The following is a 23,325-nucleotide window of genomic DNA, read 5'->3' on the forward strand; positions in this document are numbered from 1 at the left end:
AATGAGCAGCACTCGATCTTCAACGACGAAGGGCCTGCGGCGCGGTCGAGCGCGCGCAGCCTTGCTGGCCTTGTGCCTACTGTTCGGCGCGCCCGGCGCCTGGGCGGCATGCACGCGCTTGCCTGGAATCACAGACCGCAATATCGACATGGATATGGGGAACGTCCTTATCTCCCCGACCATCCCGCTGGGCGGCCTCATTGCGTCGCAGCTGTTCTCGATTCCGACCAAGGGGTCAGCGGAAATCACCACCCGCTGCGACACCAACGGCGGCACTGTGAACGGAACCATGGAGCAGGGCACGCCTGACCCGAATTTCCCCAACGTCTATTCAACCAACGTACCGGGCGTGGGCATTCGGCTGTCGCGCAAAATCTCGTCGACCCAGACGGTCTACTATCCGCACACGCTGCGATTCTCGAGCGCCTACCAGTTCTATTTCGAGGTCGGCACGCAGTTCCAAGTGGAACTGATCAAGACGGCTCGGATCACCGGTAATGGCCCGCTCGCCGGCGGCATCTACACCCGCTACTACGGCGACGACGGGCTCTCGGTACTGACCACTCGACTCCTGGGCTTCGGCACCACGATCATCACACCTTCGTGCATCGTGGACGCGGGCTCGCGCAACATCCCGGTGCGGTTTGGCAAGGTGCCGCTCACCAGCTTCAGCGCCAGGGGCTCCCCCGCCGCCAACTACGACCAGAACTTCAACATCACGTTGAACTGCGGCGCTGGCGCGAACATGCGGAACACGGTCTATCTGCGCATGGATGCAACAAAGGACCCGTCGAACGAGCCGGGGGTACTGCAGATCACGCAAGGCGGTACGAACGTTGCCAACGGCGTCGGGATTCAGATCCTTGACAACAACGCCGCCACCCCAGTGACGTTCGGCGACGACGCGCTCGTGGGCCAATCGAAGGATGGCGCCTATGTACTCCCGTACACCGCGCGCTATTTCCAGACGGGCAGCCAGGTGACGCCGGGTCGCGCCGACGGCACCGCGACATTCACGCTCAACTATAAGTAGTCATCCAATGCGCGATTCCTGATCACGCGCGTGCGTGCCATCCAATTCAACCGAATAGATCAGATCGAAATCAATTCGTCATAAAGATCCGAAACGAGAAGAAATGCACAAATAAAACAAGTCTCTCAAGCGATTTCCCCGATGTGCCGGGAATCGAAATATCATTTGCGTGCACTCAATCAATGAGTGCATTATCTGAAACTCTAGTGTTGTATAAAATGCATAAAATTGACAGGGATGAACTCGCAAAATCGTTGATCGCAGGAGGCGCCGCAAAATGCTGTAAGACAGCTTGCCCACCAGCACAAGCAATACCGGCACCGCCGGCTAACTATCCAGGTATCCCGACCATTCCTTATTCAGCGTCCTAAAAAAGCGTAAACGGATCGAAAGGTCCGTTTACTCTTCAGTGAAAACGAAAAAGTTTTGCTTTACTTTGCGACACTGGACCACGCGCACAAAATACAAAATCCAGATTGAACTGATAGGCCGCATTCCATTGGCCGTATGTGGCCGACGGATAGTGGTTTGGTTTTTCGTTGCCAGTTTCTTCAGTCGTCGCACTCGCACCGATGGCGTGATACGCGCTGAAATGGGTCGCGAAATGTTCCAGTTGACGCCAGCGCTTGCGCGCCGCGCAAGCGCTGGCTCCTTGCTGGAAAGTCTGATTGATCGGCGGATTTATTTCGGGAGGCGCCGGCGAGCTGATGAAGCCTGGCCAGACCTGCAAACTGTGGCTGCGGCACTGGCCGACGAGATTGCTCGGCTGAAGGACCAGACTCCGGAGCGTCCCGTCGTCGTTTCGCCATTCCACTACGTCTCTCAATACGCGAACATCTATGTCATAGATCAATTGCAAAAACTTTTGGGCGTTGAATCAATTTCTGTTGTCTCTGGTGTTCCCAGACATATCTATGGGAACGACGATGCGCAAATTCCGGGCATCAAGGTCTTGTACACCTACGGAGATGAAAACCGCAATGGATTAGGCGTGCGTGTTGCACGGGCGCTGAGGCGCAACGGCATTGTTGCCATGTTCACCGACGCGCCGCCATTTGCAATGCACCAATATCCGATGCAGACGGTCGATGTTTCGATATTCAATCGAAATGCGCGCATTCACAATGGCGTGTTTCGGCTTGGCGCATCTCATGATGCCGTACTTTTGGCGTTTTATCTGCGCTTCGACCAAGGGCGATTCAGTGCCAAGCTATTCGAGCCCATCGCGCTCGCCGACGCCGCTGCACCGCAACAACTCGCTCATTGCATCGAAACTGCATTGATCGACAATTATCCGAACTGGCTTCTCGGAGGTCACCCCTCCATGTACGCCTTCTCCCCAGCCAAATAAAGCGAACACGCTGCACGATGCAGACAGCGTTCATATGGATTCGACCCATCTTCCTCATTTTCGCGATATTTCCTGGCGATGGATTTGCTATGCGACATCGACATTCCTTGTGGCCGCAATTGCGTTTTCCTTCTTTCATGAGATCGAACTGAAGCAGGACGTCAAGGGTGAAATCGTTTCTCCCGCGGACTTCAAAATCCAGGGCCTGACCGGGCTCGTCTCTGTGGTCCACGTTCAGGCGAACGAACACGTCGCGCAAGGCACGCCCCTGTTCGTTCTCGAGAAGGATCTCTCACTGTCGAGCGACGGCCGCCAGCGCCCCCTGTTCGATGAACAGGTGCGCGACGAGCAGGTTCGAACGATCGCAATGCAATACAGCCAACGCAAAAGCAACCTGAAGGCGCAGTTGGACGCTTCCCTGCTCACGCAGACCAGCCGGCGGGCAGAAGCTGCGGCACTCGACGATCAACTCGTTCACAACCGCCGGTTGGTGTACCAGTTCGAAAAGAAGGTCACGCGGCTGCAATCCGTCTCCGACTACGTGATGGTCGACCGGATCGAGCAGGCCACGGCGGAGATGCACCAGGCGAAAGCCGTCGTCGCACAGGGCGCGGCGCGGCGCCAGCAGTTGCAGGGCGAGCTGGCCATGCTGCGAAGCACGCAAACCGATGTAGAGACGCAGCTCGCGTCGCTCGACGCGCAGCATGCGCGCGAACTCCAGGACCTGAGCGTGCGCTTCGAAGAGGCGCGGCAGAACATGACAATCTCCGCGCCGAAGGCGGGGGTCGTGTCCTTTTCCAATCTGGTCGCCGGCCAGTCGCTGGAACCGGAAGATGTCGCGTTGGTCATCGACACGGCCGAGAGCGGGCCCTTGCGCGCCGCGCTGCACATTCCATCGCGGCGGCGCGGCTTCGTGCGCGAGGGTCAGACGGTTCGGCTCAAGTTCGACGCGTTCCCCTACGAGCGATTCGGCAGCTACGAAGCCCGGATCGATTCGATTTCGGGGACGACCATGCGGGCCTCCGCTCCGACGGAAGGCACGCCCAACCCGTCGGCGGCGGAAGGCGGCGGCGACTACATGGCATGGGCGACGCTGCGCGGCGACACCTTCGAATTCGAGCGCCAGCAATTCAAGATCCTTTCCGGCATGCGTGCGACGGCCAGCATCGTCGTCGAGCGCAGAACGATCGCAGAGTGGGTTCTCGCTCCCCTGTTTCGCGTGCTGAGGGGCTGACGTGCGCACGATCTATCAGAACGAAGTCGCCGAATGCGGCTATGCGTGCCTGGCCATGGTCCTGTCGCACCTCGGCCGTGCCACTGAAGTGCGCGAGCTGTCGGCTTATCGCCCGATCTCCGCCAACGGCCTGACGCTCATGGATTTGTACGACGTTGCCGTGGATTTCGGCCTGTCGGTGCAGCCGTATCGATTCGACCCCGCGAATTTGTCAGAGCTTTCGCGCGGATCGATCGTCCACTTCGGCGGGGCGCATTTCGTGGTGTTCGAGAAGGTTGTCCGCGGCTACGTGCACCTCATCGATCCGGCCTCCGGTCGCCGGCGCGTGACCAGGGAAACTTTCACGACGAATGTCTCCGGCTACTTGCTCGAGTGCACGGCGACACCGCAGATGCAGCGCATCCGGGCCAAGTCCGGCGTGCCAGCAGCGTTGGCTCGCGTGCGCTCATGCAATCCGCAACTCGGCGCGCAAATCGCAAAGGTGATGTTCGTCGCGCTGGGCGGTCAGTTCGCCATCCTGGCGATGCCCTACCTCGGCAATCTCGTACTCGACCAGGTCGTGGCCACTGACAACCTGAACCTGTTGAACGTGTTGGCCTTAACCTTCGCCAGCATCTTTGTCATTGGCGCGCTGAGCCAGTTCGTCCAGAGCTACCTCGTCGAACTGTTGTACGGTTTGGCGCAGATCAACATGACAGCAGGGTTGCTCGGGCATCTCTTGCGCAATCCCATCCCTTGGTTCGAGAAGCGCAACGTGGGCGATTTGTTCGCCCGGATTAAGGCGCAGGATGAGATCAGCGCGTATGCAACGCGAACTCGCATCTCGCTGTACATCGACTTGGCGGCAGCCGCGCTCGCGCTGGTGCTGATGCTTGTCCAGAGTTGGCAGCTGACGATCGTAGCGCTCCTGATCTTCGCGCTCTACGTGGCCGTCTCCTTCGCGCTCTTCTTGCCCATGCGCGATGCGCACGCGCTCGTGATGGAGAACTCCGCGCGCTGCGATGACGCGCTGTTCGAAACGATCCGCGCGGCGACCCTCATCAAGCTGGCGCAAGGCGAGACACGGCGCACGGCAATTTACATGGCGAAGTACAAGGCATACATCGCGGCGGTCCTGCAAGGCAGCCGGCTGGGGAGCATGCGCGATGGCGTGCTCAAGCTGCTCGACTACGGAGACATGATCGTCATCACTTGGCTGGCGGCGAATTTCATGCTCAGTGGCGTTGTCTCCGTAGGCGTCTTCTATTCGTTCCTGATCTACAAGTCACTGATGTCGGAGCGGCTCGCACGCTCCATCAATGCCGCGTTCGGTTATTTCATGCTGAGCGTGCCGGTCGCGCGGGTGGATGACATCGTCAAGTGCGACCCGGAGCGCTACACGCCATTGAGCGACAGCCGCAAGAGCGTGGAAGTGCGCGAGTTTCAACGCATCGAGATGCGCGATGTGACCTTTCGCTACGGCGTGTCGGACCGCCCTGCGCTCGAGGAGGCGAACATCGACATCCGCAAGGGCGACAAGATCGCCATCACCGGACCATCCGGTAGCGGAAAGTCAACGATCTTCAAGCTGCTTGCGGCCGCGGAGCCGCTCAGCGAAGGGCACATCGCCCTGAATGGCATCGCGTGGCCCAACCTCGCGGTCGACGAGATTCGACGTCACGCGGTTCACATGCGGCAGGGCGACATCATTCTGCACGGTACCATTGCCGACAACGTGTCCTCGTTCGAAGGAAACGCCGACGAGGCGCGCATTCATTCGCTGCTCGAAGATGTCGGCTTGCTCGATGACATCATGCGGTTGCCGATGCGCACGCGCACGATCATCAGCGACACGATGGCAAACGTCTCCGCAGGGCAGCGCCAACGCCTCCTCCTGGCCCGCGCGCTCTACCAGATGCAGCAGCGCGAATTGCTGCTGCTCGATGAGCCGACGTCCAACCTGGACCCGGCCTCGGTGCGGCGCATCGCCGCGCTGCTGCAAAGGCTGGACTGCACCGTGGTCGTCATCACCCATGACATGCACCTGGCATCCGCCTTCGAGACGCGTTACGAACTGGTCGAAGGTCGGCTCGTGCGCGACCGGCGGACAGGAGCGCTGGTATGAAGCTGAGGGTGCTCTTGCTGGCCTTGTCTGCCCAGGCAGTTGGTGCGAACGCTGCCAACCTCATGACGGTGATCGACTCGGCCATCCAGCACGACGCGGATCTTGCCCAGGCTCGCGCAGGCTATGAGGCAGCGCGACAAGCGGTTCCCAAGGCGCGCGCCGCTCTGTTGCCGAAGCTCAGCGCAGGCTGGGGACGCGCCTACAACCGAACCGCCACCGATGGACTTCCGACGGCAGACTATTGGCAGAACGGCTGGACCGTCGGCCTGTCGCAACCCCTGTTCGACTGGACGAGCTGGACCAGCTACAAGCAGGCGGATCTCATCGTGGCGCGTGGCGCGGTCGATCTCGCCGACGCGCACCAGGCAACGATCCTGCGTGCGGCGCGCAACTACTTCGAGGCGCTTTCCGCCGAGGACGAGCTCAAGAGAGCGACGGATTACGCGGCAGCGGTCGCTTCGCATCTCGAGGTGCTTCGCCGCCAGCAGGCCGCAGGCGAAGCCACGGTGATCGATCTGGACGAAGCCGAATCCGTCGGCCAGCAGGCGATCCTGCAGCAGATGGATGCGCAGAACGAACTACGCCTGAAATATCGCGCGGTCGAGCAGGCGACCGGCGTGCCCGTCACGTTCCTGTCGGCTTTGCCGGACACCGCGATACGCCCAACGCTGGAGCCACAGGACGCGGAACGCTGGGTCACACAGGCGCGATCGCAGAACTATGCTGTGCAACGCTAACAGATCCAGCTGCGCATTGCGGAACTCGAAGTGGGCAAGTTGAGATCCGAGCACTATCCGGTGATCGGCCTGACGGCAAACCATACGCCGGCCGGCGCGGCAGCGGGCTATTCGCAGCCCGCGTCGACGACGACAGCGATGCTGACGATCACCGTCCCCCTCTTCAACGGCGGAGAAACGCATGCGCGCCATAAGGAAGCCGTCGCGCTCGAACACAAGGCACAAGCTGAACTCCTGTCGGCGTCCCGGCAAGCGGAAGCTGCCACGCGGGATCACTTCTCGCGCTTCCGAAGGAGCCTCGCACGGACCGACCGGCTGGCGCAACTCGTGGCGACCTCCCACAAGGCGCTCGAATCCACTCGGATCGGGTTCAAGGTGTCCGGCAGGACAAGCGGCGACGTGCTTCGCGCCGTCGAACAACTCTATGCCAACCAACAGAGCCTCATGCGCGCGCGATACGAATCGCTGATGTCGCTGCTGGAGCTCAAGGCCGAAACGGGCACGCTGGACCTCAATGAAGTCGCGCAAGTCGATGCGCTTCTGACGCCCGGTGGGCCTGTTTCGCAATAGTCACAAGGCTCCCGCCAGCGCTGCCGCCAGCGCCATATCAGGCCTTCAGCGTGTTCTTGTGGATCTTGCCGTCTTTCATGATGACGAGAAGGCTGGCGTCGGGATTGGCGAGCAGCGCGATGTTGTCCAGCGGGTTGCCGTCGACCAGCAGCATGTCCGCGTAGGCGCCTTCTTCGAGCACACCGAGCTTGCCCGGGTACGGGTTGCGCGGGCCGGACAGGCCGAGCAATTGCGCATTGACCGAAGTCGCCATGGCGAGGATTTCGCTGGTGGAATACCACTGCGTCAGGTGCGTGAGCATCGTGCCCTGGCGCGTCGCCAGGGCCGGCGCAAACAGCATGTCCGACCCGAATGCCGTCTTGATCTTGTGCTTCTTGGCCAGCTTGTAGGCGCTGTCCGTGCCTGCGAAGACCTGCAGCGCCGCGACTCGGTTGGGGCCGCTCATGGGGCCGGTATCTTCCTCCGAGAGGAAGGGCTGGATGCTCAGCCAGACGCCCTTGTCGGCCATCATCCTGGCCGTGGTCTCGTCCATGAGATGCGCATGCTCGATGCACTGAACGCCTGCGTTGATGGCGCGCTGCACGGTCGTCGGCGCGTAGGCGTGCGCGGCGACGTAGGTGTTCCAGTCGCGCGCGACTTCGACACCCGCGCGCAGTTCGGCCTCGCTCAGCGTGGTCAGATCCAGCGGGCTGCGCGGTGAAGAGACACCGCCGCCAGCAACCAGCTTGACCTGCGATGCACCTTGCGTGAGCTGCTCTCTCACGCGCAGTCGGATCTCGTCGGGGCCGTCGACGATCGCCGCCGCGCCCGTTCTCTCGACGGCGCTCGGCGTACCCGGGCTGCGAGGAAGCTCGCCCAGCGGACGCAGGTCGCCATGGCCTCCGCTGCCGGTGATCATGGCGCCGCAGGGATAGATGCGCGGCCCCACGACCAGGCCTTCGTCGATCGCCTGCTTGAATGCAAAGGCAGGGCCACCGAGGTCGCGCACAGTCGTGAAGCCGCGCATGAGCGTCCGCTCGGCTTCTCCGGCGGCGGCGAGATGGATGTAGCCGATGTTGCCCTGCAGCAGGACAGGCAAGGGCAAGGCCGCAAACAGGGAGTGCCAATGCGCGTCGATCAAGCCCGGCATGAGCACACGGCCGCCTGCGTTGACCACCTGTGCGCCCTCCGGTGCAGCCGGCGTGCCTGGACCGATGCCCTTGATGCGATTGCCCTCGACCAGGAGGTACATGCCGTCACGCACCGAAGCGGACTTGCCGTCGAAGAGCCGCACATTGGTGAACAGCACCGCCCTGGGCGCCGCAGGCGAAGCCGACTGCGCGCCAGCCCGAAACGGAAGGCCCAGCGATGCGATGGAAGCGGCCATTCCGACGACGAAGCCGCGGCGCGACAGGTCGGCGTTGATGCGGTTAGTAAGCGTCTGGATTTCCGGGCGGTGGCAAAGACATACGGCGCGGCGCACCACGGCGTCGTCTGTCAGGGATGCGCAGGCGTACATGAGTCAAATTTCTCCGTTGCAATCGATCGAGTCCACGCGACAGGCAGGCGCGTTCATGGCGCCTGTCCGCGCGGCCCCGTCATCCTAGGCGGAGGAGGCGATCCCGCCAAGGCAAGCGCATGCCGTTGACAATTTCTCGCCTTTGTCGCTGGGGCTGGCTCGCTGACTGCTGGCTCGCTGACTCTCCGGTTCGATCTTCACTCGAAGGCGACCGTGTTGGCGATCAAAACGCCATCGATCACCTGCGTGCCCTGCACGTTCACCTTGACGCCGTTGGCCAGATTGGCCGCCGTGCCGTTGGAGAACACGACCCCCGGCCCGCCCGCATTCACGGGTTGTCCCTTGACGCGGAAGTCAGAAGGCGACTTGAAGGCGCCCACCGGCCCAATGAGATTGAACGACGCCGGTCCGCCGGTGCCCGGCACGTTACGGATCTTGAGCTTGGTCGCCCGCAACACGCCGTTCGACACTGTGCCTCCGACGACCACCTTCACACCATTGCCAAGACCCCTGGCTGGTCCGCCCGTGATCTGCGCGGCGCTGGCGTCAATCGGGAAGCCGAGCAGGTGGAACGCACCCAATCCTGCATAGTCCGTGATGACGCCCTCCAAATGGGCGGTCGTTGCATTCGCCATCGGCACCGGATACCACCATTGCACCAGCGTGGCGCCGAGGCGTCCCGGTGAAGCGATGTTGGCCCGCACGCGAACGATGGTGCCGTTCGCAAGCGGCTGGTTGTTCAGGCTGCCGCTGAGAACCGCGCTGCCATAGTCGATCACGAGGCCGCTGAGCGTGAAGGTATGGGCCGCCGCGTCCAGGTTCTGAACGGGTCCCGACAGAATGGCTGTCGAGGAATCATGCTGCTCGATGCGCGTCGCGCGAACCACCCCAGGTCCGGACGGCAAGCCCCAGATTTGCAAGGTCTTGCCGACGGGGATCGCGGAAAGCCCGGACGCGTCGGCCCAGACGGTGGCGTCGTCGGTCGTCACCCGCGTGCCGAGGATGACGAAGCTGCCCTTTGACAGATCGAGCGATTCGACCGGRCCGCGCAAGTCCGCAGCGGAGTCCACCTGGCGGGCAATGCCGCCCGTGAATTCCGCGTCGACCGGCCCGGTCACCTTCGCCGTCATTCCCAGCTGAATTCCATTCGGAGCGTCCTCGACGTGGCCTACCGTGGCGCTGGTGTCGTAGCGAAGTCCGTTGACGATGATGCTTCCCGCGCCGTCGACTGCGCCGACGCCGACCGCATCCGCGGTGGTCACGCCGGTGCCGCCGGAGCCCACGCCCGATCCGTCGTCGCCTCCCGAAGCCGTCGTGGTGCCGCCGTTCGTGTTGCCGTCGATACCGCCGAGACCATTGCCCCCGGAACTCGCGTCGCCGCTCGTACCCGGACCCACGCCCGACCCCGAATCCGGAGCGCCACCGGGACCGCCGACGGGGCTCGTCGCGGTTGCGCCGGGGTTCCCAGGCGCCGAAACCCCGAGGACCAGGCCTGCTCCGCCGCCCCCTCCACCGCCACCTCCCCCGCATGACAGCAGCAAGGCGGCGAACAACGACAGCAGGCCGTGGCGCAGAAGGAATTTCGTCATGCTTTTACTTTCGGTGGTTTGGACGGGCCGGCCTTTGCCGCAGCGGGCTCAGCCTCGACGTCTTCGTAGAAGGTGTAAATGCCGACTCGAATGCGCCCCCTCTGCTGCTTGTTCGCAGCTTCGAAGGCGCGTCGCATTTCCTGGGTCAACTCGTGGTGAAGGCCTCCCCAGCGTTCACGCGCAAGTTGATGAATCCGCTCGCAGTCGGCCAGCGAAATGCCGGCCGCGAAAACCGATCGCTCGAGCATCGGCGGCTTTCCGCCCACGGTATTCGATACGCCGGCCAACAAGTGATCGCGTGCGTTGTCGCCAAGGAAGGCGAGCATGGCCTTCAGGTCGCCGACGGGCACGAAGGCGGCAACCGCCAACTCTGCCGTCTCCTCATGTTCGATGACCATGTTGAGCCGCGCGAGCTCATCCAGGATAGCGCGGTGATGAACATTGCCACGGCTCGCACGGCGCGCGAGCGCCTCGAACGATGGTTCGTCTGCTTCCTGCGATGCAATCGGGAGCAACCGCGCGGCAGGATCGTTCGCGAACATCTCGAGCCACAACGTCAAGGTCTTGGCTTCGACCGACATCTCGGTTTGCGGCAAGGAGGCGTCAGCCTCTCGCACCCTGCTGGTCACGACTCTTCGGTTCAAGCCGGTCGTGACCGACAACTGGCTGATGTTGGCTTCGGTGCCTTTGGCGGACCATGCGCGACGCGCCTCGTCGACCAGGACATCGCGCAGCAATTCCTCGAGGTGCGCGTGCTTCACGCCAAACGAGAGCGCGAGCCTCACCAGGGGACGCAGCACTCGCGCGCACGCCTCGAGCACCCAGCCGAGCTGGCCTTCGCGGGCTTGAACCATCGGCTGGCGCAGCAGCCGCGGAGCCTTTTCGTGCGTGGCGTTGTTCGATGCAGTCCGTTTCATGGCCATGGCATTCAGGCCGAGTGCCGTAGATAGCGATGTTCCTGGGTCCGGACCCGTGAAGTTAACCGGCAGTTACGCATAGGACAGTGACATCAGGCGCTGTCTGACATCAGCACGGGATTCACTATAGGACAAGAGCATTACATCTGTGAAGTTTTCACATTTTTAGCAACTGAGGAACCCATGCCGAACCCCGCCACGCAACGAATGAGATTGATGAGTCGACGAGCGAGGCACTTTGTGCTGGATGCACGCAGCAGAACCTTGACCGCGCGTGAACTCCTGGCGGTCCGCGCCATGAGTTCGCGCAGGACCTGGGTCATCGCGATGCGAGCAAGGGAAGCCATTCATGAGCGGATCGTGCTCGCGTTTGCCCAACGGATCGAAGGGCGCGGCCCGGGGCCGACGGACCTCGATTTGCGACTGTTCGCGCGGCTCGCGGTTACGGAACAGCGACTGAAGCGCGCTTTCGGGAAAGCCAGGGCCCAGCGTTCGTGTGCCGCAGGGCCGGCTCGATGAATCCGGATGAACTTCACACGAGGAGAACCTTCATGACAACTGCCGCCATTGTTCCTGTCGAGTCTTCACGCCGGCCCTCCGACATCGCCTTCGGAAGCATCGTGGATCTTGCGCGAATGCAAATCTGGAGGCCATCCGCAGAGGTGTGCGATGCGTGCAACACCATCAACACGCGCTCGGCGCAACTGTGCAAGTGCTGCTCGCACAAATTGCCCGCCTTCTATGCCGCGGGAGACCACGCAAGGCCCACGCACCTCATGGCTTCCATCTGGCCCACCGCTGCCGCGCCGGAGCGCGCGTGGGCCGTGGATTTCCTGGCCTTCTCGGTGGTGATCGGTTCGCTGATCGTGATCACTGCCTTCATATCGATTCCTTGAATTGCCGGGGCCTGGCGGAGTGGCGCAATGACAAAGTTCTGCGAAGCGTGTCACACACCGAACAGGGATCGCGCCAAGTACTGCCGGGGCTGTGCGGGAAAGTTCTCCGGCGTCCGCACTCTGGCGAATGCCTTCGGTCCGACAGAGCCCTCCGTGCCCTTGACGACTGGGGCGCACTTGCCGCACTTGCCCCTGGCGGTTCATGGCCAATCCCTGACCGCCGCCCCGGACTCCTGGCAGATCGCGCCCAGGCCCCGGCGCGATGTGCAGGCTCATTTTCCAAAGAGCGTGGATGCATCCGTCCTCCTGATGTTGATCGCCATCGTCATCGCGAGCGCAGCCTTCGTTCTCTGGTACTTGAATCTGAAGCACGCAGCGGAGTACAGCCCTGTACCGAAGCCGTCCGCATCGGCCCAGTTGCAATTGCCAGCGACCAAGCCGGCGCCAGAACCACCGCCCGCAAGCGCTCCGGCCGTTGCGGCGGAACCTCCTGCCGCGACCCCTGCCGCATCGAACGAAGTACCGGCGGTGCCGCCCGAGCCAAGCGTCGCCGCGCCGGATCCGCCGCAGCCACAAGTTGCCGCTGTTGATGAGGCGACGACGGGGGCACAAACGCACGAGCAACCGCAATCTCAATCGCAATCGCAATCGCAATCGCAAGTACGTACGGTCACCGCAGCGCCTCGGCACGTGCGAACGTCGCGTCGGGACGATGAAACTGTGCACGCCGCAGCGCGCACTTCCGAAAGCGAGCGTCGGGAGGTCGTGCCTCTCGCGGCGCCCTCCGAGCCGAGGCCATTTGCACCTGTCGAACCGCCGAGCGCCAACAGGACCCCAAAGGCGCCTCCTGTGCGCCCTCCGGTCCAAACGGCGGCGCGAACTGCTCCGGGCCAGGGCGGCTCGGCACATTGCGATCCGTACAACCCATTTGGCGAAGCGTTGTGTGTGAACGCAGCTCAGGCCTCAGGCCGGGCGCCGCAGTCCGGGTCGGGCGTGAATGCAGCATCTACTGGACGGGGAGCAACAGGAACTGCGATGTCGAAGGGTCTTGGCGCCATAGGAGGCTTCGCCGCTGCCATAGCCCCTGAGGCCGGCGCAGCCGCGGGAGGGGCCTCGGGCGGCGGCGGACCCGGAGCGGGAAGTGGATCAGGTGGTGCCAGTGGTAGCGGCCCGGGCGGTGGCGCCGGTGCCGGAGGTCCTGGCGCTGGTGCCGGAGGTGGTGGTCCTGGCGCTGGTGCCGGAGGTGGTGGCGCTGGCGCTGGTGCCGGAGGTGGTGGTGCTGGCGCTGGTGCCGGAGGTGGTGGTGCTGGCGCTGGTGCCGGAGGTGGTGGCGCAGGTGCTGGTGCCGGAGGTGGCGGCGCTGGTGCTGGTGCCGGAGGTGGTGGCGCTGGCGCTGGTGCCGGAGGTGGTGGCGCAGGCGCAGGTGGCGGCGGAGGTCCCGGTGGCGGAGGCGGTGGGCCCGGCGGTGGCGGTCCCGGTGGCGGAGGCGGTGGACCCGGCGGAGGCGGTGGACCCGGCGGAGGCGGTGGACCCGGCGGAGGCGGTGGACCCGGCGGAGGCGGTGGACCCGGCGGTGGCGGTGGACCCGGCGGTGGCGGTGGCCCAGGCGGTGGCGGTCCCGGCGGTGGCGGTGGCGGTCCCGGCGGCGGCCCGGGAGGCGGTGGTCCCGGCGGCGGACCAGGCCGTTGACCGTTGAACACTGCCCGAGGCAGCCCTTCAACCCCTCGATCTCACGACCCCGCTTTCAGGCAAGCCACTGCACCTCAAAAACATGACAGCCCCATCCCGCCACATCAAGAAACAGCCCCCGGTCGAGCAAATCATCCCCGGGCCGGTCATACACAGCCTGCCCGAGCAGATCCTTCAACCTCCACATACGACCAGCAAGCTGCGAAAAGGGAAGGCTCACGAAGCACTGGCACTGCTGAGGCGAGTAGTTCACCACGCCCACCAACCACTCGCCCGATGAGGGGTTCCAGCGAAAGGCGATGAAGCTGTCCCACGTCGGATTCCCGGCCCACGTCGGAACGCATTCCAGCAAGCTCCAGTTGCCATCCCGAAGAAGCGGCCGACGCAGTATCTCGAGCAGCCGGGCGTAGAACTGCGCGATGTCTTCGTCCACCGCCTCGACCGGCGCGCGGACCAGATGCGGCGAAATGCGTGCGCGCCGCCCCTCCAATTGCCCTTGGTGAAAGAACCTCATCCCGGGCGACATGAAGGTCACCACTGCCGCAGCCTTGTGAACTTCAGGCGCAAAGGCCGAGGCCGCGCGAGGCTCGTCATGGTTCTCCAGAAAGCGCGCCAGCTTGTCCTGATAGTCCAGCCCCGCCAGCAGATGCTCACGCACCGGCTGCGCATGCTGCTCGCGCAAACGGTCGTACAGGCGCTTGTCATAGGTGTCGTCGAATCCCTCCTGCTGCAGCGTCCACTCCATATCCCAATAAGCTTCCGCGATGAAGAGAAACGCAGGACTTCGAGCGCGCACCGAATCGATCGCCTTTCGCCAGAACGGCGCGGCGCGAATGCCCCAGGTGCGCTCGAAGACCTCCGGCAGCACGAGCATCGCCATATCGCAGCGCACGCCGTCGCATTGACTCGAGATTCGCTCCAGCTCGATGACCATTGAGGCCTGCAACTCCGCGTTGCCATAGTTCAGCTGCAGCGTGTCAGGCCATCCATCGAAGTACGGATCGCGGCCATAGGCGAATACCGCCTCCCCGCTCTTCGTGGTCAAGCGGCAGTAGTTCTGCGGAGAGCGCGCCAGATCGACTTCGCTGCCATGGACAAAGTAATCGGGATGTTCATCCACCCACGGGTGGTCCGGTGCCATGTGATTGGGCACGAAGTCAAGCATCAGGCGCAATCCTCGCTGGCGCATGCGCGCGCGCAATCTCGCGAGTGCGGCATCACCCCCGAGGCCCTGGTGCACGGTATAGCCGGTGATGGCAAAGCCAGAGCCTGCGATGTCTTCCTCGCGAAGGTCGGGCAAGGTCTGCTCGAACTCGCGTCGCCATTGCGGGTTGCTCCGCGAGATGCGTTGAGCGGCAGCGCCCGTCTGCCAGACGCTCAACAGCCAGATCCAGTCGAACCCCATCTGCGCCCAGCGATCGAGTTCGGCGTCCGCGATATCGTCCAGCGTCGCCGCGCGCCCCAAAGAGGCGGACAACCCCGTCAGCGTGACGCGCGTGTTGATCTGATAGAGGGCCGGGTAGCGAGGGTTGGCCACCGCATCACCGCGCTGAATTCTCTGGCCCCGCCTTGCCTCGAAGCGCCCGCGCCGCCGCGGCTTCAGCACCGGGCATCAGCAGCAGGTCTTTCGTCAGCACGGCGTTCGTCTGAATGATGCGCGCAACACAACCCGTCCAGCCGGTCTGGTGACTTGCACCGATGCCCGCTCCCGTGTCTCCATGAAAGTATTCGTAGAACAGCACCAGATCGCGCCAATGCGGATCGTCGCGGAACCTCTGGGCGCTGCCGTGCGCAGGCCGCTCGCCTTCGCTGTCTCGCACGAAGATCCGGCTCAGGCGCTCGCCCAGTTCCTTGGCGACTTCGAGCAGCGTCATCATCCGCCCCGAGCCCGTAGGGCACTCGACTTTGAAGTCTTCGCCGAAATAGGCATACAGGCGCAGCAACGATGTGTAGAGCAGGAAGTTGATGGGCATCCATACCGGGCCGCGCCAGTTCGAATTGCCGCCGAACATTCCCGAGTCGGAATCCCCCGGCACATACGCGACCCGATACGACTGCCCCGAGTGCTCGAAGACATAAGGGTGATCGCGATGGACCCGCGAGAGCGCGCGAATGCCGTAGGGGCTGAAGAATTCGTCCTCGTCCAGCATGCGAGCGAGGATGCGGCGAAGCTTCTCTTCATTGACGATCGACAACATCCGGCGATTTGCGACGCCGGGCTCCTGCGGCAGATGCACATTGGCCGCAAGCTCTGGATGGCGCATCAGGAACGTGCGGGCACGTTCGCGAAACCTCGGCATCTTCTCGACGATGTTCTCCTCGAACACCGCCACCGCTGCCAGCGGCAACAGACCGACGATGGAGCGCACCTTCAGGCGCGTGGCGCTGCCGTCGGGCATTCGCAGCACGTCATAGAAGAAGCCATCCTCTTCGTCCCACATCTCGTCCTGGCGGTCTCCCACCCTGTCCATCGCTCCGGCAATGAAGAGTGTGTGCTGAAAGAACTTCTCGACGAACTCCTCGTAAAGAGGCTCGCTGAGTGCCAGTTCGACGGAGATGCGAAGCATCTGCTGGCTGAAGAACACCATCCATGCGGTGCCGTCTGCCTGATCGAGATAACCGCCCGTGGGCAGCGGCGCCGAGCGATCGAAAACGCCGATGTTGTCCAGCCCCAGAAAACCGCCTTCGAACACATTGGCGCCGGTGCGGTCCTTTCTGTTGACCCACCAGGTGAAGTTGGCCAGCAGCTTGGAGAAGGCGTACTTCAGGAACTCGATGTCACCGCTGTCTCCGCGGCGTTCCTTGTCGACCAGAAAGAGCTGCATCGTCGCCCACGCATGCACCGGCGGATTGACGTCGCCGAAGTTCCATTCATAGGCCGGAAGCTGGCCATTCGGATGCAGGTAGTCGTTGCGCAGCATCAAGTCGAGCTGCTGCTTGGCAAAGTCCGGATCGACCATTCCGAGCGGAATCATGTGGAAAGCCAAGTCCCAGGCGGCATACCACGGGTACTCCCACTTGTCCGGCATCGAGATGATGTCGTCGTTGAACATGTGCGACCAATCGATGTTGCGCACCTTGCGGCGCTCCGATTGCGGCAGCTGGCTGCCGGCGCCGTGCTCGTCCAGCCAGAGATCGAGGTCGTAATAGAAGTACTGTTTGGTCCACAGCATGCCGGCCAGCGCCTGCCGCATGACGCTCGCCCGGTCAGGATCATCCTGAACGGTGGGAGGCGTCAGCGACGCGTAGAAATCGTCCGCTTCCTTCAGCCGATTCGCAAAGATGACGTCGAAGTCGCCGAAGGGCGCGGGCAACGCCTCGGGCCCTCGCGTGGTCAACCGCAGCCGGACCGACTTCGATTGGCCCGCAGCCACGTTGAGTTTGTAGTGGGACGCGACCTTGGTCCCCTGCCCTGCCGGGTTGACTGCATCCGAGTCTGCGTTGATGACGAAACGGTGAAAGGCGTCTTTCACATAGGCCGAGGCATTGGTTCCGCCGAAGAGGCGGGCGTTGTTGGTTTCGTTCTCGGTAAAGAGCAGCGGGACTTCGGCGTTGCGATCACCATCGCCATCACCATCACAATAGAGGTAGTACTCGTCCAGCGATTCAAGAAAGAGCGGATCGGTATGGCGCGCATGAACCGTCGCAATCCTGCTTGAGGCAACACGCTCCAGGACCGGTTTGGAGCCGCCACCCGACTGCGTCCACGTGTTGCGGAACCACAGTGTCGGCAAGAGATGAAGGGGCGCCGCTTCAGGTCCGCGATTGAACGCAGTGATGCGCACCAGGACATCGTCGGGCGCCGCCTTCGCATATTCGACGAAGACATCGAAATAGCGGTTGTCATCGAACACGCCTGTATCCAGCAGTTCGTATTCAGCCTCCTGCTTGCCGCGCCCACGGTTGGTGGAGACCAGATCGTTGTATGGGTAGGCCGCCTGCGGGTACTTGTACAAGTACTTCATGTACGAGTGCGTCGGCGTCGAGTCGAGATAGAAGTAGTACTCCTTGACGTCTTCGCCATGGTTGCCCTCGCTGTTGGCAAGTCCGAAGGCTCGCTCCTTCAGGATCGGATCGCGCCCGTTCCACAACGCCAGCGCAAAGCACAGGATCTGATGGTCGTCGCTGATGCCGCCCAGGCCGTCTTCACCCCAGCGGTAGGCGCGCGAGCGGGCCTGGTCATGGGTGAAGTAGTTCCAGGCGTCGCCGTTGTCGCTGTAGTCCTCGCGCACCGTTCCCCATTGCCGCTCGCTGAGATAGGGACCCCACTTCTTCCAGGGCGCACGCTTGGCATGCGCGTCATCGAGCCGTCGCTTTTCCGCAGGTTCAGTGCTCATGGGAGGTCTCCTGGAGGAACGACCACGATTGGGCCTCATCCCCGCATGTTTGATCAAGACAAACATGGAAGCACCGGAACAAGGTGAAACAAGCGAAGTCGGGTTTATCCCGTAGGCGCGCCCGTGTAGTGGCTTTTACCGTTGCCAGCCAACCTGGAGGAGACAAGCCCATGATGCGCAATGCGATACGTAGTGCCTGCTTTGTAGCCGCGTGTGCCGCGCTTCTCGCGCAGACGCCGTCCTGGGGTCGGGACGACCACGACGATCGCAGCGATCACGGCAATCGCCCGGACCGTGCCGACATTGCCCGGCGCACCCACTTCGGCAAGATCGTTGGCGTGGACGACTCCAGCAACACCGGGACGCTCGCATGGAAGGGCGTGCCCTTTGCCAAGCCGCCAGTGGGCGACCTGCGCTGGAAGGCTCCGGTCGATCCCGATCCATGGAAGAAGCCCAAGGCGACCCAGCAGTTTGCCAATGCGTGCGCGCAATACGGCCGCATCTACGGCCCGGGCGTCAACAACCGCTACGACGCGACCATCGGCACCACGCTGAACCAGGCCGTGGGCAACGAGGATTGCCTCTACCTCAACATCTGGCGTCCGGCGAATGACCGGGACGACTTGCCCGTCATCGTCTTCGTCCACGGCGGAAGCGACGTGTCGGGCTATACGGCCGACCCGGTCTACGACGGCGCTGCGCTCGCCAAGGCGGCGCAGGCGGTCGTCGTCACGGTGAACTACCGGCTCGGCATCTTCGGCTTCCTCGACGTGCCGCAACTCAAGTCGGGCACCCAGCCGGAGGAAGACTCTGGCAACTTCGCCTTGCTCGACATCGTCAAGGCGCTTGAATTCATTCGAAGCGACATCGATGAGTTCGGCGGTGATCCACGCAACGTCACATTGATGGGACAGTCAGCGGGGGCCATCAACGTCTATGCGCTCCTGGCTTCGCCCGTGGTCACGAACGCGCGCCACAAGCTCTTCCACCGCGCGGTGCCGCTCAGCGGCGGACTGTCGCTTGCCACGGACCTGCCTCCCGGCAGTATCCCGACACTGAGCCCAGAGCCGGTGTATCTCGCCCAGGGCAATGCCCTGCTCACGAACCAGCTCATTGCCGACGGGCTCGCCAGCGACGCCGCCTCCGCCGCCGCCTATGTGGCCAGCCAACCGCCCGCGCAGATCGCAGCCTATCTGCGCTCCAAGAGCCCCGCGACGCTGTTCGGCACGCTGCTCACCAAGCTCGCGCCGCTCGGGCTCGCAGGCTCCGGCCCCATCCCCGACGGCGCCGTCCTGCCCGTCGACCCCATCGCCGCCATTCGCGCCGGAAACTATCTGCGGGTGCCCGTGCTCGCGGGCAACACACGCGACGAGGCGAAGCTGTTCCCGACCTTCCTTGCGCTGTCCCCCGCGCTCGGCGGCGTCAGCGGCCGGCTCGTGAGCGATGCAACCTTGTTCTCGACCCAGTTCAACTACCACCCAGACGCGCCGCCCACGGTGAGCATCGAACAGTGGATTCCGGCGCAATACCTCCCGGTGACGACGCCCGTCACGGGCTTCAACGCAAAGACGGATCTGCTGAACCAGATCTTCTTCATCGCGAGCCGCGACAACATGCTCAACACGCTGAAAGCGCAGCAGCACGAGGTCTGGTATTACCGCTTCGACTGGGACCAGGAGCCGGCGCCCTGGAACGACATCTATGGCGCGGCGCACGCTTTTGACTTGCCGTTCATCTTCGGCACTTTCGGGCCCTCGCTCTTCTCGAACATCGCGAACTCGACCGCGAACAAACCGGGGCGGCTGCAACTGTCCGAAGCAATGATGAAAAGCCTGGGCGCCTTCGCCCGGCGAGGCGATCCGAACGCGCAGGTGCTGGGCGTCACCTGGCAACCGTGGCCTTCGATGCTTCTCTTCGACGCGACGGCGACCAGCAAGGCCATTTCCGTCCAATAGCCCAGGGTCCATTGAACCGTTTCCTCGTGGGCTGGAATGAACCGTTCCAACCCACGAGAAGCGCATGGGCCCACGAACACGTCCCACGAAGGCAGGCTGCCCCGTCCCGGAGCACGAGGAGTACAGTGCGCTGGAGCCCCTCTCTCATGAGCTTCCGATGCCGAGCATGCCCCTCGATGCCATCCGCACGCAGGCCGAGGAAGCGTCCTTGGCCGAGCGCGCGGAGGTGGGCTTGCTTGCCCGAACCACCAGGGGCGACTTGCAGGCTTTCGAGCAGCTTTATCGCGCCTATCACCCGCGCCTCACGCGCTTTCTCGATCGCCTGACGCGCCGCCCCGGCCTCGTCGAAGAAGTCCTCAACGACACGATGCTGGTGGTCTGGAACCGCGCCGCGACCTACAACGGCCGCAGCAAGGTGTCGACCTGGATCTTTGCGATCGGCTATCGCAAGGCCATGAAAGCGTTGAGCCGGCTGGATGAGCCCGTTTCGGAAGAAGGCGACGACGATCAGCCGGCGCCGGCGGAGGCCAATCCCGAGTACCGCGCCGCGCAGTCGCAGATTCGCGAAGTGCTGGCACAGGCCATGGACCAGCTCTCGTTCGAGCAGCGCGCGGTCGTCCACCTGACCTACTTCCACGGCATCGGTTGCCGCGAAATCAGCGAGATCGTCGACTGCCCCGTGGACACCGTGAAGACGCGCATGTTCCATGCCCGTCGCAGATTGAAGAACCTGCTCGTCGGTCGATTGGAGGATTGGCTGTGAGCGGGCGCGTCGTTCCCCTCGGCACGGACGTGCATCAGAAGGTGCAGGCGCTGCTGCCGTGGTATGTCCGCACCGGCGCAAGCCCCGGCGAAGAAGATCGACAAGCCAGGGACGAACGCGCCTGCGTCGAAGCGCACGTCGCCGAATGCGCGCGCTGCCAGGCCGAACTGGCCTGGGAAAGGGAGATTCAGGCCGCCTGCGCCAGTTCGGAACCTCCGCCCATCGGCAACGCCGACCACGGATTCGCGCTATTGCGCGAGCGCATCGCCGCCGATGCATCGCCACCACGACGCCAGGGACTGCTGGCGCGCCTGAAGGCGCACTGGCGGGACACTCCCGTGTGGACTCGTTGGGCGCTTGCCGGTCAATGCGCGCTTGTCGCGACGTTGAGCGGCGTGCTCGTGACGGCCGTGATCCCGGAACAGCGCTTCCGGGCGCTCGGCGGAGCCGCGCCGCCTGGCGCCGCCACTCATGGCAACCTGATCGTGCGCTTCCGACCGGAGGCGACGGAGCAGCAAATGCGACGCGTGCTGCGCGAAAGCGAAGCCCGGCTGGTCTATGGGCCGACCGCCACCGATGCCTACCTGCTGGCGGTGCCGGCCGGCCTCGAAACAGCGGCGGTCAACCGTATGCGCAAGGAAAGCACGGTGATGCTCGTCGAGTCGCTCGATGGCCGGGCACCGCCATGAAGCGCCTTCTCGTGGTGCTGGCATCGCTGCTTTCCCTCGCTGCAGTCCAGCCACTCGCAGGGGCCGCGCCAGCGGAGCCGACCGTCACGACGTCCGCTCTTGATCAGCAGGTGTTGCTGCTGTTGCGCCTTCCGCCGGAGCACTATCGGCCCGAGAGCGCCTATTCAGGTGGCTACGGCGACGGCCCGGCGCACGGTGCGCGGCGCCGCGTGGCTGCAGCGCTCGCACGCGAACATGGCCTGACACTGATCACCGACTGGGCGATGCCGCTGCTGGGCGTGGACTGCTTCGTGATCGCCGTGCCGGACGGCCAATCGCCCGAACGCGTCGCGCAGGACTTGTCGCGCGATCCACGCGTGGCCTGGGCGCAGCCGATGAACGTCTTCCAGGCGCAGGCACAGGCGGGCCACGACGACCCGCTCTACCCGCTTCAGCCCGTGGCGCAAGCCTGGCACCTTCAAGACCTGCACGAGATCTCCACCGGCCGCCAAGCGCGCGTCGCCGTGGTCGACAGCGGCGTCGACGAACTGCACCCCGACCTGGTCGGCCAGGTGGTGCTCAGAGAGAACTTCGTCGTCGGCCGCCGTGACGTCGCCGAGGACCATGGAACGGCGGTGGCGGGCATCATCGCCGCGCGCGCAGACAACGGCGTCGGCATCGTCGGCATCGCGCCGAACGCACGTCTGCTTGCCTTGCGCGCATGCTGGCAGCAAAGCAGCGACAGCACCTTGTGTACGAGCCTGAGCCTCGCGATGGCGCTTCACTTCGCCATCACGCACGATGCCTCGGTCATCAACCTGAGCCTCAGCGGGCCGCGCGATCGCCTGCTCGACAGGCTGCTCGATGTCGCGCTCTCGCGCAGCATCAGCGTGATCGGCGCCTTCGACCGGAAGTTGCCCGACGGCGGATTTCCGGCATCGCACGCGGGCGTCGTGGCAGTCGCCGAGGACACCGGCGAGCCTGCACTGCGCGGCACGCTGGTCGCCCCCGGTCGCGACGTGCCAACCACCCTGCCGGGTGGCCGCTGGAATCTCGTGTCCGGTTCATCGTATGCCGCAGCCCACGTGACGGGCTTGTTCGCCCTGATGCGCGAACGATCGCCGGCACCGGCAGCGGCGCCTTCCTTCGCCAGCGTCGTCGCCTTCCCCGGCGGAGACATCGACGCTTGTGCCACACTGGCACGCGTCGCAGGCGATGCTGCCTGCGTCCGCACCGTGACGCGATCCACGACACCCTTCAACATGCGTCAGTGACATGCCGACCGCCGGTCTGCGTGCCGCGCTCTGCCCCTCGCTCTTCCTCGCCTGCGGCGTCGCTTTCGCACAGGTCGGTGCAAGCGTCGCGCTCCTCTCCGACTATCGCTATCGCGGCATTTCGCTCAGCGACGAGCGGCCGACCCTTCTCCTGAGCGCCGCCTATGACCATCCGGGCGGCTGGTTCGGCGGCGGGTCGCTGACTGAAGTGATGCTGTATCGGCCGCGCTGGCAAGTGCAGGCGCTCGGCTATGCGGGGTACGCGAGCCGGCTTTCGGATCGCTTCGGCTGGGAAGCGGGTGTGACCGGCGTTCACTTCGGCACCGACTCGCGCTACGACTACTACGAGGTGTTCGCTGGCCTGAATGGCGAGAGATGGAACATGCGGGCGCACTACTCGCCCGACTATTTCGGCAGCGGCGCGCGTACGGTGTACGGCGAATTCAACGTGGGCGTGCCTCTTTCAGCCCTGATGCGCGCAACGGCGCACGTCGGCGCGCTGATGCGAGTCGGCGGCACCCGCACCGAAGACGCCAACGCGAGCTTCGATGCAAGCCTGGGGGCCGCCGTCGCGCGCGACGCGTGGGAAGTGCAGCTCGCCTGGGTGGCGGGCGGCCGCAGCGCCGTCTACCCGACTGCCTATGGACGCGCATCGCGCGGTGCGCTGGTGCTGAGCGCTTCGCTCGCCTTTTGAACGATGGCGGCATGAA

General features: G+C 63.8%; 18 protein-coding genes. 13 read left to right on the forward strand and 5 right to left on the reverse strand.

Annotated features, from left to right (window positions below; all coding sequences use genetic code 11):
- Window position 1 precedes the first annotated feature (1 nt).
- The 6 genes from AC1DMA_RS04500 to AC1DMA_RS04525 all read left to right on the forward strand — a co-directional run bounded on the left by AC1DMA_RS04500 (window position 2) and on the right by AC1DMA_RS04525 (window position 7,029).
- Window positions 2-1,033, forward strand: a complete 1,032-nt coding sequence (locus AC1DMA_RS04500; RefSeq protein ID WP_478143386.1) for a fimbrial protein — start codon at window positions 2-4, stop codon at window positions 1,031-1,033.
- A 409-nt stretch (window positions 1,034-1,442) separates the two neighbouring features.
- Window positions 1,443-2,384 carry a lysophospholipid acyltransferase family protein gene (locus AC1DMA_RS04505; protein ID WP_478143387.1) on the forward strand — a complete coding sequence of 314 codons (942 nt, stop codon included), beginning with the start codon at window positions 1,443-1,445 and terminating at the stop codon, window positions 2,382-2,384.
- Between the two features lie 109 nt (window positions 2,385-2,493).
- Window positions 2,494-3,618 (forward strand): HlyD family secretion protein, encoded by a 1,125-nt coding sequence (locus tag AC1DMA_RS04510; RefSeq protein ID WP_478143388.1) that lies wholly within the window; start codon window positions 2,494-2,496, stop codon window positions 3,616-3,618.
- A gap of 1 nt (window position 3,619) precedes the next feature.
- The gene (locus AC1DMA_RS04515; RefSeq protein WP_478143389.1) at window positions 3,620-5,722 is read left to right on the forward strand and encodes a peptidase domain-containing ABC transporter; all 2,103 of its coding nucleotides are present in this window, start codon (window positions 3,620-3,622) and stop codon (window positions 5,720-5,722) included.
- Window positions 5,719-6,459: a TolC family protein gene (locus AC1DMA_RS04520; RefSeq protein WP_478143390.1), complete on the forward strand. Its 741-nt coding sequence runs from the start codon at window positions 5,719-5,721 to the stop codon at window positions 6,457-6,459. Before AC1DMA_RS04515 ends, AC1DMA_RS04520 begins: the two co-directional genes overlap by 4 nt.
- A gap of 15 nt (window positions 6,460-6,474) precedes the next feature.
- Window positions 6,475-7,029 carry a TolC family protein gene (locus AC1DMA_RS04525; protein ID WP_478143959.1) on the forward strand — a complete coding sequence of 185 codons (555 nt, stop codon included), beginning with the start codon at window positions 6,475-6,477 and terminating at the stop codon, window positions 7,027-7,029.
- Window positions 7,030-7,066: 37 nt separating this feature from the next.
- Here the strand turns inward: AC1DMA_RS04525 and AC1DMA_RS04530 are convergent, their stop codons facing one another.
- The 3 genes from AC1DMA_RS04530 to AC1DMA_RS04540 all read right to left on the reverse strand — a co-directional run bounded on the left by AC1DMA_RS04530 (window position 7,067) and on the right by AC1DMA_RS04540 (window position 11,033).
- Complete coding sequence (locus AC1DMA_RS04530) at window positions 7,067-8,527, reverse strand: metal-dependent hydrolase family protein (protein ID WP_478143391.1); 1,461 nt, start codon at window positions 8,525-8,527, stop codon at window positions 7,067-7,069.
- A 197-nt stretch (window positions 8,528-8,724) separates the two neighbouring features.
- Window positions 8,725-10,116 (reverse strand): DUF5666 domain-containing protein, encoded by a 1,392-nt coding sequence (locus AC1DMA_RS04535; RefSeq protein ID WP_478143392.1) that lies wholly within the window; start codon window positions 10,114-10,116, stop codon window positions 8,725-8,727.
- Complete coding sequence (locus tag AC1DMA_RS04540; protein WP_478143393.1) at window positions 10,113-11,033, reverse strand: DUF6502 family protein; 921 nt, start codon at window positions 11,031-11,033, stop codon at window positions 10,113-10,115. The genes AC1DMA_RS04535 and AC1DMA_RS04540 overlap by 4 nt, the downstream gene beginning before the upstream one ends.
- Window positions 11,034-11,584: 551 nt before the next feature.
- On the opposite strand from AC1DMA_RS04540, the gene AC1DMA_RS04545 reads away from it, so the two are divergent.
- Window positions 11,585-11,929, forward strand: coding sequence for a hypothetical protein (locus AC1DMA_RS04545; protein WP_478143394.1), 345 nt, complete (start codon window positions 11,585-11,587; stop codon window positions 11,927-11,929).
- Between the two features lie 1,141 nt (window positions 11,930-13,070).
- The gene (locus AC1DMA_RS04550; protein ID WP_478143395.1) at window positions 13,071-13,625 is read left to right on the forward strand and encodes a hypothetical protein; all 555 of its coding nucleotides are present in this window, start codon (window positions 13,071-13,073) and stop codon (window positions 13,623-13,625) included.
- 48 nt (window positions 13,626-13,673) lie between these two features.
- Here the strand turns inward: AC1DMA_RS04550 and AC1DMA_RS04555 are convergent, their stop codons facing one another.
- Together AC1DMA_RS04555 and AC1DMA_RS04560 are read right to left on the reverse strand one after the other, a co-directional pair.
- Window positions 13,674-15,155 carry an alpha-amylase family glycosyl hydrolase gene (locus tag AC1DMA_RS04555; protein ID WP_478143396.1) on the reverse strand — a complete coding sequence of 494 codons (1,482 nt, stop codon included), beginning with the start codon at window positions 15,153-15,155 and terminating at the stop codon, window positions 13,674-13,676.
- A 4-nt stretch (window positions 15,156-15,159) separates the two neighbouring features.
- Window positions 15,160-17,955, reverse strand: coding sequence for an MGH1-like glycoside hydrolase domain-containing protein (locus AC1DMA_RS04560; protein ID WP_478143397.1), 2,796 nt, complete (start codon window positions 17,953-17,955; stop codon window positions 15,160-15,162).
- Window positions 17,956-18,125: 170 nt separating this feature from the next.
- Between AC1DMA_RS04560 and AC1DMA_RS04565 the strand changes: the two genes are divergently transcribed.
- The 5 genes from AC1DMA_RS04565 (at window position 18,126) to AC1DMA_RS04585 (ending at window position 23,309) form a co-directional block, all read left to right on the forward strand.
- Window positions 18,126-19,910 (forward strand): carboxylesterase/lipase family protein, encoded by a 1,785-nt coding sequence (locus tag AC1DMA_RS04565; RefSeq protein WP_478143398.1) that lies wholly within the window; start codon window positions 18,126-18,128, stop codon window positions 19,908-19,910.
- A gap of 157 nt (window positions 19,911-20,067) precedes the next feature.
- Window positions 20,068-20,673: an RNA polymerase sigma factor gene (locus AC1DMA_RS04570; RefSeq protein WP_478143399.1), complete on the forward strand. Its 606-nt coding sequence runs from the start codon at window positions 20,068-20,070 to the stop codon at window positions 20,671-20,673.
- Window positions 20,670-21,362, forward strand: coding sequence for an anti-sigma factor (locus tag AC1DMA_RS04575; RefSeq protein WP_478143400.1), 693 nt, complete (start codon window positions 20,670-20,672; stop codon window positions 21,360-21,362). The genes AC1DMA_RS04570 and AC1DMA_RS04575 overlap by 4 nt, the downstream gene beginning before the upstream one ends.
- Window positions 21,359-22,615 (forward strand): S8 family peptidase, encoded by a 1,257-nt coding sequence (locus tag AC1DMA_RS04580; protein ID WP_478143401.1) that lies wholly within the window; start codon window positions 21,359-21,361, stop codon window positions 22,613-22,615. The genes AC1DMA_RS04575 and AC1DMA_RS04580 overlap by 4 nt, the downstream gene beginning before the upstream one ends.
- Window position 22,616: 1 nt before the next feature.
- A complete protein-coding gene (locus AC1DMA_RS04585; RefSeq protein ID WP_478143402.1) occupies window positions 22,617-23,309 on the forward strand; it encodes a TorF family putative porin in 693 nt (230 codons plus the stop codon).
- The last annotated feature ends 16 nt before the right edge of the window (window positions 23,310-23,325 follow it).

The sequence above is a fragment of the Variovorax sp. 05N34 genome, from assembly GCF_056397405.1.

Excerpts from the sequence above, each read along its gene's own strand:
- AC1DMA_RS04565 (WP_478143398.1), top strand. The coding sequence starts at position 18,126 with ATGATGCGCAATGCGATACGTAGTGCCTGCTTTGTAGCCGCGTGTGCC.
- AC1DMA_RS04580 (WP_478143401.1), top strand. The coding sequence starts at position 21,359 with ATGAAGCGCCTTCTCGTGGTGCTGGCATCGCTGCTTTCCCTCGCTGCA.
- AC1DMA_RS04500 (WP_478143386.1), top strand. The coding sequence starts at position 2 with ATGAGCAGCACTCGATCTTCAACGACGAAGGGCCTGCGGCGCGGTCGA.
- AC1DMA_RS04585 (WP_478143402.1), top strand. The coding sequence starts at position 22,617 with ATGCCGACCGCCGGTCTGCGTGCCGCGCTCTGCCCCTCGCTCTTCCTC.
- AC1DMA_RS04530 (WP_478143391.1), bottom strand. The coding sequence starts at position 8,527 with ATGTACGCCTGCGCATCCCTGACAGACGACGCCGTGGTGCGCCGCGCC.
- AC1DMA_RS04520 (WP_478143390.1), top strand. The coding sequence starts at position 5,719 with ATGAAGCTGAGGGTGCTCTTGCTGGCCTTGTCTGCCCAGGCAGTTGGT.
- AC1DMA_RS04540 (WP_478143393.1), bottom strand. The coding sequence starts at position 11,033 with ATGAAACGGACTGCATCGAACAACGCCACGCACGAAAAGGCTCCGCGG.
- AC1DMA_RS04570 (WP_478143399.1), top strand. The coding sequence starts at position 20,068 with ATGCCGAGCATGCCCCTCGATGCCATCCGCACGCAGGCCGAGGAAGCG.
- AC1DMA_RS04545 (WP_478143394.1), top strand. The coding sequence starts at position 11,585 with ATGACAACTGCCGCCATTGTTCCTGTCGAGTCTTCACGCCGGCCCTCC.
- AC1DMA_RS04560 (WP_478143397.1), bottom strand. The coding sequence starts at position 17,955 with ATGAGCACTGAACCTGCGGAAAAGCGACGGCTCGATGACGCGCATGCC.